General features: G+C 41.9%; 21 protein-coding genes and 2 pseudogenes. All 23 read left to right on the top strand.

The features are described 5' to 3' along the window. The first annotated feature begins 97 nt into the window (after nucleotides 1-97). The 23 genes and pseudogenes from JCM15074_RS13385 to fliQ all read left to right on the top strand — a co-directional run bounded on the left by JCM15074_RS13385 (nucleotide 98) and on the right by fliQ (nucleotide 19619). On the top strand, nucleotides 98-919 hold the full coding sequence (locus JCM15074_RS13385; RefSeq protein ID WP_025821653.1) for a flagellin N-terminal helical domain-containing protein: 822 nt from the start codon (nucleotides 98-100) through the stop codon (nucleotides 917-919). Between the two features lie 172 nt (nucleotides 920-1091). Beyond that, nucleotides 1092-1913 carry a flagellin N-terminal helical domain-containing protein gene (locus JCM15074_RS13380; protein WP_025821652.1) on the top strand — a complete coding sequence of 274 codons (822 nt, stop codon included), beginning with the start codon at nucleotides 1092-1094 and terminating at the stop codon, nucleotides 1911-1913. A gap of 86 nt (nucleotides 1914-1999) precedes the next feature. Continuing rightward, on the top strand, nucleotides 2000-2371 hold the full coding sequence (locus tag JCM15074_RS13375) for a flagellar protein FlaG (RefSeq protein ID WP_025821651.1): 372 nt from the start codon (nucleotides 2000-2002) through the stop codon (nucleotides 2369-2371). Between the two features lie 26 nt (nucleotides 2372-2397). After that, nucleotides 2398-3762, top strand: coding sequence for a flagellar filament capping protein FliD (gene fliD, locus JCM15074_RS13370; RefSeq protein WP_025821650.1), 1365 nt, complete (start codon nucleotides 2398-2400; stop codon nucleotides 3760-3762). Between the two features lie 4 nt (nucleotides 3763-3766). Beyond that, nucleotides 3767-4099, top strand: coding sequence for a hypothetical protein (locus JCM15074_RS13365; protein ID WP_025821649.1), 333 nt, complete (start codon nucleotides 3767-3769; stop codon nucleotides 4097-4099). Between the two features lie 4 nt (nucleotides 4100-4103). Beyond that, nucleotides 4104-4508: a flagellar export chaperone FliS gene (gene fliS / locus JCM15074_RS13360; protein WP_025821648.1), complete on the top strand. Its 405-nt coding sequence runs from the start codon at nucleotides 4104-4106 to the stop codon at nucleotides 4506-4508. A gap of 320 nt (nucleotides 4509-4828) precedes the next feature. Further along, on the top strand, nucleotides 4829-6262 hold the full coding sequence (locus JCM15074_RS13355) for a sigma-54 dependent transcriptional regulator (RefSeq protein ID WP_025821647.1): 1434 nt from the start codon (nucleotides 4829-4831) through the stop codon (nucleotides 6260-6262). Nucleotides 6263-6367: 105 nt separating this feature from the next. Beyond that, nucleotides 6368-7429 carry a sensor histidine kinase gene (locus JCM15074_RS13350; protein ID WP_051536899.1) on the top strand — a complete coding sequence of 354 codons (1062 nt, stop codon included), beginning with the start codon at nucleotides 6368-6370 and terminating at the stop codon, nucleotides 7427-7429. Further along, nucleotides 7422-8749: pseudogene (locus tag JCM15074_RS22195) on the top strand (sigma-54-dependent transcriptional regulator). Before JCM15074_RS13350 ends, JCM15074_RS22195 begins: the two are co-directional and overlap by 8 nt. 100 nt (nucleotides 8750-8849) lie before the next feature. Further along, the gene (gene fliE, locus JCM15074_RS13340) at nucleotides 8850-9167 is read left to right on the top strand and encodes a flagellar hook-basal body complex protein FliE (protein ID WP_025821645.1); all 318 of its coding nucleotides are present in this window, start codon (nucleotides 8850-8852) and stop codon (nucleotides 9165-9167) included. A 65-nt stretch (nucleotides 9168-9232) separates the two neighbouring features. Next, nucleotides 9233-10902, top strand: a pseudogene (fliF, locus tag JCM15074_RS22190) (flagellar basal-body MS-ring/collar protein FliF). After that, nucleotides 10889-11935: a flagellar motor switch protein FliG gene (gene fliG, locus JCM15074_RS13330; RefSeq protein WP_025821644.1), complete on the top strand. Its 1047-nt coding sequence runs from the start codon at nucleotides 10889-10891 to the stop codon at nucleotides 11933-11935. The pseudogene fliF and the gene fliG overlap by 14 nt, the downstream one beginning before the upstream one ends. 8 nt (nucleotides 11936-11943) lie before the next feature. Next, nucleotides 11944-12147 carry a hypothetical protein gene (locus JCM15074_RS23685; RefSeq protein ID WP_148300797.1) on the top strand — a complete coding sequence of 68 codons (204 nt, stop codon included), beginning with the start codon at nucleotides 11944-11946 and terminating at the stop codon, nucleotides 12145-12147. Then, nucleotides 12126-12857 carry a flagellar assembly protein FliH gene (locus JCM15074_RS23680; protein ID WP_084267009.1) on the top strand — a complete coding sequence of 244 codons (732 nt, stop codon included), beginning with the start codon at nucleotides 12126-12128 and terminating at the stop codon, nucleotides 12855-12857. The genes JCM15074_RS23685 and JCM15074_RS23680 overlap by 22 nt, the downstream gene beginning before the upstream one ends. Continuing rightward, nucleotides 12829-14169, top strand: coding sequence for a flagellar protein export ATPase FliI (gene fliI, locus JCM15074_RS13320; protein ID WP_025821643.1), 1341 nt, complete (start codon nucleotides 12829-12831; stop codon nucleotides 14167-14169). Before JCM15074_RS23680 ends, fliI begins: the two co-directional genes overlap by 29 nt. A gap of 5 nt (nucleotides 14170-14174) precedes the next feature. Continuing rightward, nucleotides 14175-14618: a flagellar export protein FliJ gene (gene fliJ / locus JCM15074_RS13315; protein ID WP_025821642.1), complete on the top strand. Its 444-nt coding sequence runs from the start codon at nucleotides 14175-14177 to the stop codon at nucleotides 14616-14618. A gap of 201 nt (nucleotides 14619-14819) precedes the next feature. Continuing rightward, nucleotides 14820-16244: a flagellar hook-length control protein FliK gene (locus JCM15074_RS13310; RefSeq protein WP_159105292.1), complete on the top strand. Its 1425-nt coding sequence runs from the start codon at nucleotides 14820-14822 to the stop codon at nucleotides 16242-16244. 40 nt (nucleotides 16245-16284) lie between these two features. Then, nucleotides 16285-16803, top strand: coding sequence for a flagellar basal body-associated protein FliL (gene fliL / locus JCM15074_RS13305; protein ID WP_025821640.1), 519 nt, complete (start codon nucleotides 16285-16287; stop codon nucleotides 16801-16803). A 35-nt stretch (nucleotides 16804-16838) separates the two neighbouring features. After that, a complete protein-coding gene (gene fliM / locus JCM15074_RS22180; protein ID WP_051536896.1) occupies nucleotides 16839-17858 on the top strand; it encodes a flagellar motor switch protein FliM in 1020 nt (339 codons plus the stop codon). A 9-nt stretch (nucleotides 17859-17867) separates the two neighbouring features. After that, nucleotides 17868-18224 (top strand): flagellar motor switch protein FliN, encoded by a 357-nt coding sequence (gene fliN / locus JCM15074_RS22175; RefSeq protein ID WP_037469707.1) that lies wholly within the window; start codon nucleotides 17868-17870, stop codon nucleotides 18222-18224. 23 nt (nucleotides 18225-18247) lie between these two features. Next, entirely contained in the window at nucleotides 18248-18592 is a 345-nt protein-coding gene (fliO, locus tag JCM15074_RS13290; protein ID WP_025821639.1) for a flagellar biosynthetic protein FliO, read from the top strand. Continuing rightward, entirely contained in the window at nucleotides 18589-19347 is a 759-nt protein-coding gene (gene fliP / locus JCM15074_RS13285) for a flagellar type III secretion system pore protein FliP (protein ID WP_025821638.1), read from the top strand. Before fliO ends, fliP begins: the two co-directional genes overlap by 4 nt. Before the next feature lie 2 nt (nucleotides 19348-19349). Then, entirely contained in the window at nucleotides 19350-19619 is a 270-nt protein-coding gene (fliQ, locus tag JCM15074_RS13280) for a flagellar biosynthesis protein FliQ (protein WP_025821637.1), read from the top strand.

Raw genomic sequence — 19619 nt, 5'->3', positions numbered from 1 at the left:
AAAAAGATTAAAGTTTATTGATTGAGTACCGATAAATTGTATAAGCGCCACCCATGGTTTGGTTGGCAGACTTAGGCTAATCATGGAGAGAAATCTAATGGCCATTACTGTAAATACCAATGTGACCTCAATGAAGGCGCAACACAACTTAAATCAATCAAACAGCAACCTAGCAACTTCAATGGAGCGTTTATCTAGTGGTCTGCGTATTAACAGCGCTAAAGATGACTCAGCAGGTTTGGCAATTTCTAACCGCTTAAATAGTCAAGTGAATGGTTTAGAAGTGGGCATGCGTAATGCCAATGATGCAATCTCGGTTGCGCAAATCGCAGAAGGTGCGATGGCAGAGCAAACTAACATGCTGCAGCGTATGCGTGACTTAACGATTCAATCTGAAAACGGTGCTAACAGTACTGCCGATTTAGAGTCTATTACCAAAGAAATTGATGCACTTTCAAAAGAGATTACCGCGATTGGTGATACTACCGCATTTGGTGACATTAAGTTACTCAGTGGTGGTTATGCTTCGGGCAAGAACTTCCAAGTGGGTCACCAAGAAGGTGAGGATATTAAAGTTACCATTGCAGCATTAAATGCATCATCTTTAACTGTATCAGGGCTTTCAGTTTCAACATCAGCGGCTCGCTCGACATCATTAGCAGCAATTGATGCAGCGATTAAGACCATTGATTCACAGCGTGCAGATTTAGGTGCGGTACAAAATCGGTTAGACCACAACATTGCTAATTCTTCTAATACGCAAGCGAACGTTGCGGATGCACGTAGTCGTATTGTGGATGTGGACTTTGCCAAAGAAACTGCGGCAATGACCAAGAATCAGGTATTACAGCAAACCGGTAGTGCAATGCTGTCACAAGCAAACCAGCTACCACAGTTAGCATTATCGTTAATTCGCTAATTAAACCGTTTGATGATTTGAAAGAGCCGCAAGGCTCTTTTTTTTATCCATCAATCGGTTGAATTGGCAGTTTGTACGTTAAAGCACTAAAGGTTTGGGGCTTGATGCCGTTAATTGAACAAGGATACTGATTTATGCAACTTGGTTGTGTCGAGAAACTGAGGAGTCAAAGATGGCCATAACCATTAATACTATGGTGACATCGATGCAGATTGCTCATTACTTGGATAATGCTAATAGTGGTTTAGCGCAAAGTTTAGTGCGTTTATCAAGTGGTTTACGGATAAATAGTGCTAAAGATGATGCGGCTGGATTAGCGATTGCCAATCGATTAACAAGTCAAATAAATGGCTTAGATGTTGGCATGCGAAATGCTAATGATGCTATGTCCGTGGCGCAAATCGCTGAAGGGGCAATGGCTGAACAAACCAATATGTTGCAACGAATGCGGGATCTCACCATTCAAGCGGAAAATGGCAGTTTATCGAGTGCTGATATATCGTCGTTAACCAAAGAGCTTAACGCATTATCAGATGAGATTAATGCAATTGGTGAACAGACTGCGTTTGGTGATATTAAATTGCTTAATGGTCAGTTCAGTGGTGGCAGAAACTTTCAAGTGGGTCACCAGGCTGGGCAGAATATTCAGTTAGATATTCAGTCTTTAACTGCCGATGTATTAGGTGTATCCGGATTGGTACTTGAGTCGGCTGGTGGGCGTTCAATCAGTTTAATGCGTATTGATACTGCCATTAAGACCATAGATTCGCAGCGAGCTGATTTAGGTGCAGTGCAAAATAGGCTTGAGTATAACATTGCTAATTCGGCACAGACTCAGCTTAATGTTGCCGCGGCTCGAAGCAGAATTATGGACGTAGATTTTGCCAAAGAATCGGCGAATTTACTTAAGTACCAAGTGATGCAGCAAATTGCAACGACAATGCTAGCTCAGGCAAACCAATTACCTCAGTTAGTCTTGTCATTGCTGAAATGATGACATTTAAATAAGCAAAGATAGCGCTGTTATTGGTTCAGGTGTTTGCCTACAACTCGATAAGTTGGTGCTAAAGGAGACTCAATATGGAAATTAATCAACTAAACTCGCCTTTTACACCCTCGGTTGATGTTAATTCGCCGACGCAGCAAGTTGCGGTGCAAAGCCAGCAAGCGCAACAGCGAGTTAATGCTGGGACCGCGAGTGAGCAGGCTAAACAAGATGACCAAGATAAAGATGAGGCGCTAAAAGGCTTAGTGGCAGAACTTTCTGATCATTTCGCATTGACTCGAACTGGTATTGAGTTTCGAGTTGATGAGGATTCAGGTCGTAATGTCGTCAGTGTGCTTGATCAAGATTCTGGCGAAGTACTAAGACAAATTCCAAGTGAAGAAGCATTAAAAATGGCTGAAAAGCTAGCGGATGTCGCTGGCCTTTTAATGAAAACTGAAGTGTAACTTTATTAGTTGTGTGAGGTAGGGATATGGCATTAACAGCAACGGGTCTAGGTTCAGGTCTCGATATTAATAATATTGTTAAAGTATTAGTTGATGCCGAAAAACTGCCTAAAGAAGCACTTTTCAATCGTACTGAAAAGGACATAGAAAGCAAAATTTCAGCATTAGGCACATTAAAAAGTGATATTGCCAAGTTTCAGGATGCACTAGCTAAACTGCAAGATCCTGATTCGCTTAATGCTCGCTCTGTCTCAACAGGTGAAAGTAAGTTCTTAACTGCAACTGCTGATAAGTTTGCGACGACAGGTAACTATGCCATCACAGTTGAGCAGTTGGCAAAAGCACATAAAGTCGCTGGTACTCATGTGACCGATCCCAAACAAACGGTAGGCGAAGGTTCACTGGATCTAGAAGTGAATGGTAAAGCGTTTAGCGTTGATATTGCCGCTGATGATGATTTGTATGCTATTGCACGCAAAGTCAATGACCATGCTGATAATTCAGGCGTGACGGCAACCATTATTACCAGTGATTCTGGTAGTCGTTTAGTATTTAGCTCAAATGAGTCTGGCAGTGATAGTCAAGTTGCGGTGACGGCTACTGATACCACAGGTACAGGGCTGAATGACATGTTTGGTGGCGCAAATCTAGAAACGCTGCAAGTGGCTCAAAATGCAGTACTTACTATTGATGGCCAGAAAGTCACGTCACAGACCAATGAGATTAAAGATGCGATTCAAGGGGTGACATTAAATCTGACGGCTGCAGATGTGAATGAAACCACGACGTTATCGATTACCTCTGACAAAGATGCGGTAAAAGATAATGTTAAAGGCTTTGTTGATGCCTATAACGCGCTAACGTCATCGATTGATAAGCTTTCTGCTTATGATATGGAAAAAGAAGAGGCGGCGGCATTACAAGGTGACTCAATGGTACGTTCATTAGAGTCACAACTACGCAGCATGGTCAGTTCACGTATTGAAACCGCCGACGGTGGTAGCATCGCCCTATATGATATTGGGATCAAGGTTGATCGAAACGGTAAGATGGAGATTGACGATACTAAGCTTGATGCAAATATCGCCAACAATATGGAAGGCCTAGAGGCATTGTTTGCAACGCCTGATACCGGTCTTGCTAATCGACTCGATAATCTAGCGGAAGGTTATGTTAAAACGGGTGGCTTAATTGATTCTAAAGACACTTCTCTTGATAGTGATAAGCAAAGGCTTGATGATCAGCGTGAAGTCTTCGCTCGTAAAATGACGATGCTTGAAAGTCGCTTAATGAAACAATTTAATGCGATGGATCTATTAGTGGGTCAGCTTAATGCGCAAAGCGCTGGTTTAGCCGACAAATTAAATTCATTACCTGGCGTATTAGGTTAATTTTATGACACATTCGCAGCAACGATTAGCGCAGTGTAACGCCATGATTGAGCAGGTTTTAGCGGAGTTAAATAGCATTACCGCAGAAGATCTTCAATCAGATGATTTGGTATTAAATTTGCAATCATTAATTAATGACCGTCAACAAGCCGTAACAAATGTAATTACGGATCCACTTGTTGAAGATGCCGCATGGTTAACGAGTCAAATTTCACTGACAGAAGATTACAGTCAGCAATTAATAAAACTAAAAGATCACCGCCAACAGCTGTTATATGCCCGAAAGAGCAATCAACGCCGGGTCGGTGTGTATCAATCGATAGAAGCGAATAGGTAGTAAAATGAGAGGATCTCTACAGTCATACAGGAAGGTTTCAGTTGAAAGTGATTTATCCGTTGCTTCACCGCATCGGGTTATCCAAATGATGCTAGCGACCGCGTTAGAGCGTTTAGCACAGGCTAGACATGCAATTGAAACTAACGATTACCGTCATCAAGGAGAGTATATCGGTAAAGCGATGGCGATTGTTAGCAGCTTAAATCATTGCCTTGATATGGAACAAGGCGATGAGATTGCCACTAACTTACATCAGCTTTATGATTTTATGTTACAAAAAATGGCAGAAGCTAACCTACATAAAGATGTTAAAGCACTAGATGATATCTCTTTCTTGTTAAAAGAAATTAAAGAAGCTTGGGATCTTATTCCGAAAGAACAGCATCATATGAGTGCAATTGTCGATTAGTGTCTACTTATCGTCAAAAAAGCGTGGTTTACCACGCTTTTTTACTAGTCATTTATATGACATTTGATTGTTTTTTTGACATTTTTCGCTAAAAATCAAATTAACAGGCAACAATTGCATGTGAGTTTGGCATAATAGTCTTATTGAGCTTGCTTATCTGGTTGTGATAATACAATATTCTGTACTGTACTGATTAATATGTTACACAAAATGAGTTAAATTTTAACCTAATGTGTCAATTATTAATCAGTTGATAGTGTTGTAAGTAACTAAACATAGATAATTAATGCGATTTTACAATTGAGTTTATGGCCGACTGCATGATGCAAATAGAAAAAAGAATTTTACTTGTCGGGCTCCCGTCAGAGCGTCTTAATCGATTGTCCTGCATTCTGGAGTTTTTAGGGGAAAGAGTTGATATTGTGTCAGCCGATGAGCTGATCGTGTTAACTCGTGATACTAGTTACCGCACTGTTATTTTAGATAATGCTTATCAGACCGCCCCTACCTTACAAGCCTTGATCCGTCAGTTACACTGGCAACCGTTTTTAGTGTTAGGTGAGTTAGAGCTTAATTCAGGTAGTAATCATCTTGGCAACATTGCTGAGCCGTTTGCTTATCCACAGCTAACAGAGTTATTACACTTCTGCCAAATTTTTGGCCAAACTAAACAGTTTGATACCCCGATTACCACTCAACAAACTAAGCTTTTTAGAAGTTTAGTTGGCCGTAGTGAAGGGATTGTTAATGTCCGTCATTTAATCAATCAAGTAGCAGAGTCTGATGCTACTGTGATGATTTTAGGTCAATCAGGAACCGGTAAAGAGGTAGTGGCTCGCAATATCCATTATCTCTCCAACCGTTCAAGTGGCCCTTTTATTCCAGTTAACTGTGGTGCAATTCCTGCCGAGCTATTAGAAAGTGAACTCTTTGGACATGAGAAAGGCGCCTTTACTGGTGCAATTAGCTCACGTAAAGGTCGCTTTGAACTGGCTCAAGGTGGCACGCTATTTTTAGATGAAATTGGCGATATGCCATTGCAGATGCAAGTTAAATTGTTACGGGTACTGCAAGAACGTATTTTTGAACGTGTTGGTGGGACTAAAACCATTAATTGCGATGTGCGAGTGGTTGCCGCAACCCACCGTAATTTAGAGCAGATGATTGCTGATAACCAATTTAGAGAAGATCTATTTTATCGGTTAAATGTATTTCCTATTGAAATGCCAGCGCTATCTGAACGGAAAGAAGATATTCCACTATTACTACAAGAGTTAGTGAGCCGTGTCTTTAACGAAGGTCGAGGTAAGGTTCGCTTTACGCAACGTGCGATTGATTCGTTAAAAGAGCATAGCTGGTACGGTAATGTGCGCGAACTCTCTAATTTAGTTGAGCGGTTAACGATATTATTCCCTGGTGGATTGGTCGATGTTAATGATTTACCCGAAAAATATCGCCATATTGATGCGCCAGATTATATGCCTGTTGTTGATGAAGAACAGTTAGAGCGTGATGCTTTAGCTGCATTATTTGTCGATGAAGAAGTGATTGATATTCCAGATCAGCGTTTCCCTAATGAATTACCGCCAGAGGGGGTTAATTTAAAGGATTTATTGGCTGAAATGGAAATTGATATGATCCGTCAAGCACTTGAACAGCAAGATAATGTGGTTGCTCGAGCCGCTGAAATGCTGGGTATTCGCCGTACCACTCTAGTTGAAAAAATGCGTAAATATGGCATGGGAAAAGACTAATTATATAGGGTCTAAGCACTACCTGAGCGACTAATCTATATCATAAAATGCTGTTTGGCATAAACGATGCATTACCCTGAATAAGTTCAGTATTTTGACGGGGTAATGATGGCCAAACAGCAAGATTCATATGCTAATGATGCGGATAGCATCACGGTTAGCACTCACCATCATCATCTTCCAAATCAGCTTAATCATATTTTACAAGCGATGCCATCAGGGATCATTATTCTTGATGCCAGTGGCCGTGTAATAGAGGCTAACCCTGTTGCCCAGCAATTGCTTGTTGTGCCTCTTATTAATCAGTTATGGCGTCATATTATTGGGCAAGCTTTTGCACCAAGAAATGACGATGGTCATGAGGTGTCATTAAGCAGTGGTCGCCGCGTACATATGGCGATAACGCCACTCACTCCAGATGCTGGTCAATTAATTGTGTTAACGGATTTAACCGAAACACGGCAGTTGCAGAATAATTTAGCTCAGTTACAACGTTTATCCGCACTCGGTACTATGGTGGCAAATTTGGCGCATCAAATCAGAACGCCTCTAAGTGCTGCTATGTTATATGCACAAAATCTAGCGATAAGCGATTTACCACTGCAGACCCAGCAGCGTTTCCAAAGTAAGTTAATGGAGCGTTTAAATGAGCTTGAATATCAAGTTAATAATATGCTGTTAATGGCTCAAGGTCGCACTAACCATGATTTTAATGTTGTTGATGTCAGTCACTTATTTGAGCAGGCACAGCATAATTGTGGGCCTATTGCGGCAAAGCAAGCTATCACTATTGATTGTCAGTTAACTGAAGAGTTGTATATTTGGGGCAATCAACATCAATTGGTGTCAGCGTTAAATAATATGCTGATGAATGCGGTTGAAGCGGATGCAAGCCAGATAACATTAATTGCATCTAGGATTAATCACGAGATAGTGATTGAAATTAAAGATAATGGCCGTGGTTTTAATCCAAATTTACAGAGTAAATTAACTGAACCATTTTTTACGACCAAGGCTCAGGGGACTGGATTAGGACTTGGTGTAGTGCAAGGTGTGATACAGCAGCACCAAGGCAAATTAAGTTTTACCAGTAAGCCTGATAACGGCTCACATTTTATAATACGTTTACCGGTTATGGATGACCACAAGGTACAAGCCAATGAATGAGCTTACTTTATTATTAGTTGAAGACGATTTGTCTCTTAGAGAGGCATTGGTTGATACATTATTATTAGCAAAATACCAAATTATTGATGTGGCAAGTGCTGAAGATGCCATTGTGATTTTAAAGCAGCAAGATATTGATTTAGTGATCAGCGATGTGCAAATGCAAGGGCTTGGTGGGATGGGCTTATTGCAATATATGCAACAAGAATATTCACATATTCCATTATTACTGATGACCGCATTTGCCAGTATTGATAAAGCCGTCGCGGCGATGAAACTGGGGGCGGTCGATTATTTAAGTAAACCCTTTTCATCACAACTGTTACTTGATCAAGTTGCACGTTATATCAAACCCAAAATAAACCTTGAACAAGCTGTTGCCGAAGATGCACAAACAAAGGCCTTGTTTAATCTGGCCTGCAAAGTAGCGCATAGTGATGCCAGTGTGATGATTATGGGGCCTAGTGGCTCAGGTAAAGAGGTGATGGCGCGTTATATTCATCAGCATAGTCAGCGCAGTGAACAAGATTTTGTCGCTATAAACTGTGCTGCGATTCCAGAAAATATGTTGGAAGCAACCCTATTTGGTTATGAGAAAGGTGCCTTTACTGGTGCTTATCAGGCCTGTCCCGGTAAATTTGAACAAGCTAATGGCGGTACGCTGTTACTTGATGAAATCTCGGAGATGGATTTGGGATTGCAGGCCAAGTTATTGCGGGTGTTACAAGAACAAGAAGTTGAGCGTTTAGGGGGGCGTAAGCCAATTAAATTAGATGTTCGTATTCTTGCGACCTCTAACCGTGATTTAACCCAAATGGTAAAAGAAGGACTATTTAGAGAAGATCTCTTCTATAGAATTAATGTTTTTCCAATTGAATGGTTGCCGCTCAAACAGCGCAAAGATGACATTTTGCCATTAGCGCAACATTTGTTAGTTCGTCATGTTACCCGTCAGCAATTGGTTCCGTTACCGCAATTTAGTGCCGCAGCGGAAGCTAAATTACTCGCTCATGAGTGGCCGGGAAATGTACGAGAGTTAGATAATGTGATGCAGCGTGCTCTTATTTTACAACAAGGGCAATGGATTGAGGCAGATGATTTGATTATTGATGGTGTGAGCAACAACGGCCATTTGTTAACAAATAATCAAGATGCTTAGGCCAAGAACTGAAATCGAAAGAGCATAGTTTAATTATTGACGCCTTAGCTCAACATCAGGGGCATCGTAAACAAGTTGCAGCAACATTGGGGATCAGTGATAGAACCTTGCGCTATAAAATCGCTAAGATGCGCGAATTAGGCATAGAATTACCCTGTTAATAAAATGTTGTTTAAATGGTTCTTTTGGCAAGAAAATTGCATTTGTCTAAATTAATTAAGCTAACGTCAAATTTTAGACGGATTAGAAGGGAAGCTAAATATGGAAATTGGATCAAATAGCTTATTGCAAGAAATGCAAACAATTAAAGGCGAAGTGACTCCCTCAGTTATTACTCCACAAATGAATAAAAGTAGTTCCGACTTCGGGCAACTGCTTGCACATGCCATTGGTAACGTTAATCAATTACAGGGGCAATCGGCTAACTTAGCGACTCGATTAGAGATGGGTGATAGCAGTGTCACTCTTTCCGATACCGTCATCGCGCGTGAAAAAGCCAGTGTTGCTTTTGAAGCTACCTTACAAGTACGAAATAAAATTGTTGATGCGTATACCCAAATTATGAGAATGCCAGTTTAAGTAATGGTATCGACTAATAGGAAGCGAATGTGAGCACAGAATTAGCGATTGGCGGTAAGCCTAATATGGCAGCCCCGGCCCAGCTTAATAGCGCCGTCCCACCTGCAGCTGATAGAAGTGGTGCAGGTAAAGGCGGTTTTTCCGGCCCGAATGTATTACGCCAAATTTCCATGGTATTAGCGCTAGCAATTTGTTTAGCGTTGACGGTATTTATTATGATGTGGGCACAAACGCCAGATTTCCGGCCTGTCGGAAAAATGGAAACCCAGCAAATGGTGCAAGTGCTCGATATTCTTGATAAAAACAAAATAGATTACCAAATCGATATTGATCAACTTAGTGTGCCTGAAGATAAATACCAACAAGTTAAAATGATATTGGCGCGCGCTGGTTTGGATAGTGGTGAATTAACCAATGACTTTCTAAGCAAAGACAGTGGCTTTGGCGTGAGCCAGCGGATGGAGCAAGCACGATTAAAGTACAGTCAAGAGCAGAATCTTGCGCGTGTGATTGAAGAGCTTAAAAGTGTTAATCGAGCCAAAGTGATTTTAGCGCTGCCAAAAGAGAGTGTATTTGCCCGTCATCAATCTAAGCCAAGTGCTACCGTTGTGTCAATACGACGCGTTCAGGATTAAGCCAAGAAGAGATTGATTCAATTGTTGATATCGTTGCCAGTGCGGTGCATAAATTAGAGCCTACACGGGTGACCGTGACTGACAGTAATGGTCGTTTGTTAAACTCCGGTACTCAAGATGGCTCGTCTGTACAAGCTCGTCGTGATGCTGAGTTAGTTCAACAAAAAGAAACTGAATATCGCAATAAGATTGATTCAATCTTAATTCCAATTTTAGGACCGGAGAATTTTAGTTCACAAGTTAATGTGGCGATGGACTTCACAGCGGTAGAGCAAACGACTAAGCGTTACAATCCAGACTTACCAGCGTTACGTAGTGAGATGGTGATTGAAAATAGCAATGTTGCTGGTGCCAATGGGGGGATTCCTGGAGCATTAACCAATCAACCGCCAATGCCAGCAAATATCCCTGAAGAAGCTGGGCAAGTTGGCGTTGCGCAAACTGAAAAAAGTGGTTCTAGCCATAAAGAAGCAACTCGTAATTTTGAACTCGACACTACCATTAGCCATACCCGTCAACAAGTTGGCATGATCCAGCGGATAAGCGTTTCAGTTGCGGTTGATTACAAGCCGGGTGAGGCTTCAGCAGAGGGGGGCGCGGTTGCTAAAGTGACGCGTACTGAGCAAGAGCTGAATAATATTCGTCGTTTACTTGAAGGTGCCGTTGGCTTTAATGCGGCGCGTGGTGATGTGATTGAAGTGGTCAGTGTGCCGTTTTTAGATGAAACCTTTGAAGCAACGCCAGAGCCTGCAATGTGGGATCAGCCATGGTTTTGGCGGGCAATGAAGTTACTGATAGCTGCAATTGTTATTTTGGTGCTGATTTTAGCGGTAGTACGGCCAGTCCTTAAAAAGTTAACCAGCAGTGAACCTGATACTAATAGTGATTTGGCTTCACTAGAAGAGCAATATGCCCAAAATGGCATGCTACTTAATGGCCCTGCCACTGAGTATAGTTACGCTGAAGATGGTTCAATTATTATCCCTGATTTGCACAAAGACGATGACATGGTGAAATCGATTCGATCTTTAGTGGCAAATGAGCCTGAATTATCCACCCAAGTGGTGCAAAATTGGTTAGTGAGCGATGACAAAAAGTAGTGCAGTAAGCGAAGTAAACGGACCCGCATTTGATCTCGACAGTATCACAGGTATTGATAAGGCAGCGATTTTATTACTGAGTTTAAGTGAAGGTGACGCGGCGGCGATTTTAAAGCATTTAGAACCTAAGCAGGTGCAGCAAGTCGGCATGGCAATGGCATCTATTGAAGATTTTGGTCAAGAAAAAGTGATTGCCGTGCATCGTCTGTTTTTGGATGACATTCAAAAATACTCCTCTATTGGTTTTAATAGTGAAGAGTTTGTACGTAAAGCATTAACCGCAGCATTAGGGGAAGAAAAAGCCACTAACTTACTGGAGCAGATTATTGCAGGCTCTGGGGCGAAAGGACTTGATTCATTAAAATGGATGGATGCAAGACAGGTAGCTCAGCTTATCCAACATGAGCATCCACAGATTCAAACAATTGTATTGTCATACCTAGATCCTGAGCAAGCGGCGCAAATTTTTGCTCAATTCCCAGAAAATACTCGTTTAGATTTAATGATGCGAATTGCTAATTTAGAAGAAGTGCAGCCAGCCGCATTAAAAGAATTAAATGAGATTATGGAGAAACAATTTGCGGGGCAAGGTAGCTCGCAGCCAGCTAAGTTAGGTGGCTTAAAGACCGCAGCAGATATCATGAACTTACTTGATTCAAGTATTGAAGCCCCATTGATGGATACCATTCGTGAGTCTGACGAAGAGGTTGCTCAGCATATCCAAGATTTGATGTTTGTATTTGATAACCTTATTGATCTTGATGACCGAGGCATTCAGGCATTATTGCGTGAAGTGCAACAAGAGATCTTAATGAAGGCACTGAAAGGCGCCGATGAACTGCTTAAAGAGAAGTTCTTGGGCAATATGTCAAAACGTGCAGCAGAATTGCTTAACGATGACTTAGAAGCAATGGGACCAATTCGCCTAAGTGAAGTAGAAGTGGCACAGAAAGAGATCCTTGCTGTGACTCGTCGCTTAAGTGAAAGTGGTGAAATTATGTTGAGTAGTGGCGGTGGAGATGAGTTCGTATAATGGACAATATGCCTAAATCAACAGCGACACTAAGTAAAGATCAGTTCGATGACTTTAGTCATTGGGAACTGCCTGATGTCAGTGCCGACTTACCTAAAATGAACAGTGACATGTTCGGCCATAAAGTGCAGCGAGATGATGATGACGGCAGTGGTAAAACAATAAGTTTTTACCACCAACTCTATCTGAAATTGAAGATATTCGAGCATTAGCACAGCAAGAGGGTTTTGAGCAGGGGCGTGAAGAGGGGCATCTCGCGGGCTTTGAGCAAGGTAAAATTGAGGGCATCGCCAAAGGACAAAGTGAGGGTTATGCTCAGGGAAAAGAGACCGGTGAACAAGCGGGTCGAGATTTAATTAAGCCACTAACCGATCAGTTTGAGCAGTTACTGCAACAATTTGAACAACCATTAGCCGTGTTAAATGCCGAAGTTGAACAACAGATATTGCAACTCACCATAGCGTTAACTCGGGCTGTGATAGGGCAAGAAATTCATACTCATCCGGAACATATTTTAGCGGCAATGCGACAAGGTATTGATGCATTGCCGATAAAGAAACAAGCCGTGTCAGTACGAGTGAACAAACACAGTGCTGACTTAATTAGCGAGATGTATGGCGATAAAGCACTGGCACAACACCAGTGGCAAATCGATGTTGATCCTAGCTTAAATGACGGTGACTGTATTATTGAGAGCGAACGCTCAATGGTTGATATGCTATTGGAAACTCGTATAAAAGCGGTATTAGCCACGATTGAACAGCAAGAGCAAAACCTGCAGCAACAGATCGCGGTTCAGCAAGATACAAATCAATCAAGTACACCTGTTTCTGCCTCAATAAGCCCAATAGCTCATAAGCAAACTGCGAGTGATTCTGATGAGATAAAGCCTGATGCAAGCATTAACAACGAGATTGATTAAACAGCTTAGTCATACGACCAGTAAAGTTATCCCTTTTCGGCCAGTTGCCCAAGGGCAATTAGTGAGGGTTGTGGGGTTAACACTTGAGGCCAGTGGCTGCCGAGCGCCTGTTGGTAGTTTATGCGCCATTGAAACTATGGCGGGTGAGCTGGTGGCTGAAGTGATTGGTTTTGATGACCAATTACTTTATTTAATGCCGATTGAAGAATTACGCGGCGTATTACCCGGTGCCAAAGTTACGCCATTAGGTGAGCAAACTGGATTACCTGTTGGTTTATCTTTGTTAGGGCGAGTGCTTGATGGCAATGCGGTGCCACTTGATGATAAAGGACCATTGCGTGCTGAAACTCAAACGGGTCGTTATAGCCAAGCGATTAATCCACTGAGTCGACGTGCGATTAGTCAACCTTTAGATGTAGGCGTGCGTGCGATTAATGCCATGCTAACTGTCGGCATAGGCCAACGAATGGGATTATTTGCAGGTTCAGGTGTGGGTAAAAGTGTGCTGTTAGGCATGATGACCCGTGGCACTAATGCCGACATTATTGTGGTGGGCTTAGTGGGTGAGCGTGGTCGTGAAGTCAAAGAGTTTATTGAAGAGATTTTAGGGGAGCAAGGCCGAGCTCGTTCTGTGGTAGTGGCTGCTCCAGCTGATACTTCACCACTAATGCGTTTACGGGCTTGTGAAACGTCAACACGAATAGCTGAGTATTTTAGAGATTTAGGCTATAACGTGCTGCTATTAATGGATAGTTTAACTCGCTATGCACAGGCGCAGCGTGAAATTGCGCTTGCCGTTGGTGAGCCGCCAGCAACCAAGGGTTATCCACCGTCGGTATTTGCTAAATTACCTAAGCTGGTTGAACGTGCGGGTAACGGTGGTGGTTCGCAAGGTTCTATTACCGCATTTTATACGGTATTAACCGAAGGTGATGATCAGCAAGATCCGATTGCCGATGCGTCAAGAGCAATTTTAGATGGTCATATTGTGTTGTCACGCCAATTAGCTGATAGCGGACACTATCCAGCGATTGATGTGGAAGCATCAATTAGTCGTGTTGCCCCGATGGTGATTGATACTGAGCATCTGGAATCAATGCGAAAAGTGAAGCAGTGTTACTCGCTATATCAACAAAACCGAGATTTGATCTCAATCGGCGCCTATTCACAAGGCAGCGATCCTCGGATTGATAATGCGATACGTCTGCAACCGGCGATGAATGCATTTTTAAGACAAACCATGAGTGATGCCGTTAGTTTTGATGATAGTCGGGTGATGCTTAATCAAATTGCTGCTCAGTGTAAGGGGTAATATTGATGATGAGAAAAGATCCCCTATTGATCGTATTAGATTTGGCACAAGATGCAGAACAGCAAGCCAGTTTGCAGATGCGTTCAGCTCAATTGGACTGGCAAAAAGCCTGTGATCAATTAGGTGCGTTAAATCAGTATCGGTTAGATTATATGAAACAGTTAGATGATAAAATTGGTCAACAAATAAGTGCCAGTTTTTATCAGCAGTTTTACCGTTTTATTAAACAGATTGATGGGGCTATTGAACAACAAAATAATCATGTTAATCAAACTAATACTATCAAAGAGCACCGTCAGCAGCATTGGCTTGAGAAACAGCAAAAACGTAAAGGTATTGAGTCACTATTAGAAAAGAAAAAACAACGTCAGATTATGTTAGAAAATAAGCGCGAACAAAAAATGATTGATGAATTTGCGATTAATCAATTTTTGCGCCAAGCCCGTTAAATATTAAAAGTCATCATCTCTCTCAACTCGTCTGTCCTGCCATAATAAAATGCATTAATCTAATTCAGTACTTTCTAACTGGCATATAAATTGCTTTTGTTTAAGTGAAGCGTAGGAATGGAAGTAACGTTTCACTGAAAAGTAGAAACTTTGACGCTTTAGCGTCAAAGCTTTGAACAAGCAAAAGGAATGGTGAGTTCAGTGCAGCAAATATCAAATTTATTACTGGGTTCTGGAGCGGGGTCTGCACCATTATCTCGTGGTCAGCAAGGTTCATCACAGACGGAATCATCGCCAGATAATGCCGCGCTGTTTGGTGATGACTTTGCTAAAGCTCAACAGCAACAAGTTGAGTCGTTAATGCCTAAAAATGAGATAAAATCTCAATCAGATCAAAGTCAAATGGCTGAGCCAACAGTTGATGAAACTGATGGGGTTACTGATGATATTGAGTTTTCAGCAGCCCAGCAGGCCTCTTTAATTGATGTCAAAAATGCAATACAAAATTTAACTTCGACAACGACAGTAACAAGCTTGCCTGATGAGGTGAGCTTAGTGTTATCACAAATTAATTTTGGTCAGCAATTTGGTCGTTCGAATGTTGCAACTGATGTGAGTCAATTATCTCTAGCAGCGGCAAATATCAATACTAGCGGCCAAAACTTGCCGCCTGAATTACAACAATTACTTAATCAAACTGGGTTGAGCTTGCCGCAATTAGCCCAAGTCAGTGGATTATCTAGCCAAGAATTATCACAAATGACACCGGCACAAATGTCGCTAGTCGTTGAACAACTGCAACCACAACTACAGCAATTAAGCCAGCAACTTGCTGCAACAATGCCAAACAATACCGCACAATTGCAAATGCCTATTTTAGGGGGTGAGAATCCCTTAACCACAGAGCAAAAATCGCAACTTAACAGCATTTTAAAAGTCGCGGCTGATGGTGAATTGCAAAATATGGATAAGTTGGCAGAGAAAGTGAGTTTGAGTATTGAAGGCAAGCTGGTCAATCAACTTAAAACATCGGATGTGGTGAGCCAACAGTTAAGCCAATTAATAACCTCAACTCCGACTAATACTAGTTTAGGTGATAGTCAACTAAGCAGCACTTCCGCATCAGCCACACAGTTACAACAAGTCAGTGCTAATCGTACTGATAGCGTCAATACGCTTGTGACATTACGTAGCGATGTTGGTGATAACAATATGAAGGCAATGATGGCTCGTTTTGCACCGGTAATGCAGCAGCAAGCAATGCATATGGTGAATAACGGCATTAATAAGATGGAAATTCGCCTCGACCCAGCCGAGCTTGGGCAGATGATGATTAGGGTGCAAGTTCAAGGTGATCAAACCCAAGTTCAATTTAGTGCATTGCAGCCACAAACCCGAGACTTACTTGAACAAGCGATGCCTCGATTACGTGAGATGTTGGCCGAGCAGGGCATGAATTTAACCGATAGCGGCGTTAATGATGGCCAGCAGCAAAATGAACAAACAAATCAAGATGAGCAGATTGCAGCAAATCATCATGGCCGAGATGAACAAGCCAATCATCAAACTCAATCAAGTCAAATAACTGAGCAGCTAGATGACAGTGTAATTGATTATTACGCTTAATTTATTAACGGATTAAATTGGTAAATCATAAGGATATGAAATGGCTGAAGAAGCATTAGAGGTTGAAGAAACCAAAAAAGGCAAAGGCAAGCTGATCATTATAATTGCAGTGGTGCTGGTATTACTCGGTGGTGGCGGTGCTGCAGCATTTTTTATGATGGGGGGGGATGATGCGCCTGCAACTGAGCAAACGGTTGCCGCAGAAGGTGAAGGTGGCGCTGATGGTGAAGCTGAAGGACCACAAGCGTTATATGTACCAATGGGTAAGCCTTTTTTATTGAATTTAAAAGGTAAAGACCGCGAACGTATGGTCGAGATAAAAGTAGAACTGATGGTTCGAGGTATTGCTGATGATGTGTTGGTTCGTAAGCATATTCCATTAATTGAAGATAAATTACTGACGGTACTGAGTGCGGCTGATGTGGAACAACTCAAAACACCTGAAGGTAAAAACGAGCAACGTCGGATTGCACTTGAAAATGTACAGCAAGTGTTGCAGTCAGTTGCTGGGCGCTCCGTGGTTGAGCAAGTGCTATTTACTGGCTTTATTATGCAGTAATTGAGTCGTGATATTGATGAATAAGGGTAGATAGCGTGAGTGATTTACTTAGCCAAGACGAAATTGATGCACTGTTACATGGTGTTGATGAAGAAGACGGTAGCGATAGCGTAGATAGTGCTACAGCGCAGCCTTTTGACTTTGCGTCACAAGATCGGGTTGTCAGTGGCCGAATGCCTACGCTAGAGATGATAAACGAGCGTTTTGTACGTCATATGCGGGTTAGCATGTTCAACATGATGCGCCGTGGTAGTGAAGTGTCATTTAACGGCGTACAAATGTTGAAATTTGGCGAATATGTCCATTCGTTATTTGTGCCAACGAGTTTGAATATGGTGCGTTTTAGTCCATTAAAAGGCACTGCGCTGATTACTATGGAAGCACGTTTGGTCTTTATTTTGGTGGATAATTTTTTTGGTGGAGATGGTCGCTTTCACGCCAAAATTGAGGGGCGTGAATTTACCCCAACTGAACGACGTATTGTACAGCTGCTATTAAAGATTATTTTTGAAGATTACAAAGAAGCATGGGCACCCGTGATGGACGTTGATTTTGAGTTTATCGAATCAGAGGTCAATCCGGCGATGGCTAATATTGTGAGCCCAACGGATTTGGTGTTAGTTAACTCATTCCATATTGAAGTTGATGGTGGTGGCGGTGATTTCCACGTCACAATTCCTTACTCAATGGTTGAGCCTATCCGAGAGATGCTTGATTCAGGTGTGAAAAATGATAATCAAGGTGCTGATAAGCGTTTTTCTCAAGCGATTGTAGAAGAGTTATTAGATGTGGATGTCGGCTTTAATGCCAGCATTATTGAGCACTCTATGTCATTACGCGAAGTGATGGCGTTAAAGGCGGGTGATGTTATCCCGGTCGACTTACCTGAACACGTATTAATGAAGGTGGAAGATTTGCCCACTTTCCGCTGCAAAATGGGCAAGGTTAAGGATAACTTGGCGTTGCAAGTATGCGAAAAAATGCAACGCCCGCAAACTGTAAAATCTAACCTGCCGCAATTGCCAGGCAGTGTTAATTCAATTGGAAGTGAATAAGGTAGCCCTATGAGCGAAGAACAAGTAGAAGCCACTGAGCAAGAAGCAGAAGCGGTCGCATTAGATGAATTGAGCAATAAAACTGCGCAAGTGATTGACGATGATGAAACTAAATTAGAAACCATTTTAGATATTCCGGTCACTATCTCAATGGAAGTCGGCCGCAGCAATATTAGTATTCGTGATTTGCTGCAATTAAACCAAGGCTCAGTGGTCGAGTTGGATCGCGCAGCGGGAGAAGCATTAGATGTCATGGTTAATGGCACCTTGATTGCTCATGGTGAAGTGGTCGTGGTAAATGACAAATTTGGTATTCGCTTAACCGATGTGATTAGCCAAACCGAACGCATTAAAAAGTTAAAGTAATTGGTCTACCTCTAGGAGCAAGTATGTCGGGTCAAGTAATAAGCCAAGCTGACAGTATGTCGAGCTTAACCAGTTTAGCCAGTATGTTAGTGGGCTTAATGGTGGTATTGGCGGTCATATTTGCTCTGGTTTTTTTATTGAAAAGACTCAATTTGATGCCAGCCCAAAATAGTGTCATTAAAACTCTAGCCACTAATGTTGTTGGCCAAAAAGAGCGGGTGGTATTAATTGAATTAGAGGGGCAGCAATATTTACTTGGGGTAACCGCACAGCAGATTAATTTAATTGATAAGTTAGCTGTGCCTGTCACTGTTCCTGAGTCGGCATTTTCACAGCGATTAAGACAAGCTAAGACTGAGCAAGTATGAGTTTATTATTACAAAGGATTGTAACTGCGCTACCGTTAATTTTACTGTTTATTGCCCCTTGGGCACAGGCGCAAGAAGGCATTTTACCCGCCGTAACCGTGACCACTGGTGAGGATGGCTCAAGTCGTTATTCGGTAACGATGCAAATTCTTATCTTAATGACGGCGCTCAGCTTTTTACCCGCCATGGTCATTATGCTGACCTCTTTTACTCGAATTATTGTGGTGTTGTCTATTTTAAGACAAGCCATTGGTTTACAACAAACCCCATCCAATCAAATTTTAATTGGTATTAGCTTATTTTTAAGTTTCTTTATTATGTCGCCAGTGTTCACGCAAGTGTATGAGCAAGCAGTGCAACCTTATATGGACGCCAAAATAAATATTGAACAAGCTTATGAAATTGGGCATCAGCCATTAAAGCAATTTATGCTAAGTCAAACCCGTGTGACCGATCTCAATACATTTATTGAGATCTCGGGTTATCAGAATATTAACTCAGTTAATGATGCGCCGATGCAGATTATCATTCCTGCATTTATCACTAGCGAATTGAAAACCGCGTTCCAAATTGGATTTATGTTATTTATCCCATTTTTGGTTATTGACCTTGTGGTGGCGAGTATCTTGATGGCTATGGGTATGATGATGTTATCCCCCATGATTGTGTCACTGCCGTTTAAGATTATGCTATTTGTGTTGGTTGATGGTTGGAGCTTAGTGATGGGTACCTTAGCCAATAGTTTTGGAGGCTGACAATGTCTCCAGAAGATTTTGTTGATGTATTTCGCCATGCTTTATCTATCGTAGTTATCATTGTATCTGCTGTCGTTGTGCCGGGCTTGATTGTTGGCTTAGTAGTTGCTGTATTCCAAGCTGCTACCTCTATTAACGAACAAACTCTAAGTTTCTTACCCCGTTTAATTGTCACTCTGATGGCATTAATGGTGGGTGGGCATTGGTTGGTACGCACGCTAATGGATTTCTTCTTTAGTATGGTCGAGCGTATTCCAATGGTCATAGGATAA

Origin of the sequence: Shewanella marina JCM 15074 (assembly GCF_000614975.1) — a bacterium.
GTDB classification, from domain to species: Bacteria; Pseudomonadota; Gammaproteobacteria; order Enterobacterales; family Shewanellaceae; genus Shewanella; species Shewanella marina.
Note: the sequence above shows the minus strand (reverse complement) of the source record. Positions and strands in the feature narration are given on the sequence as shown.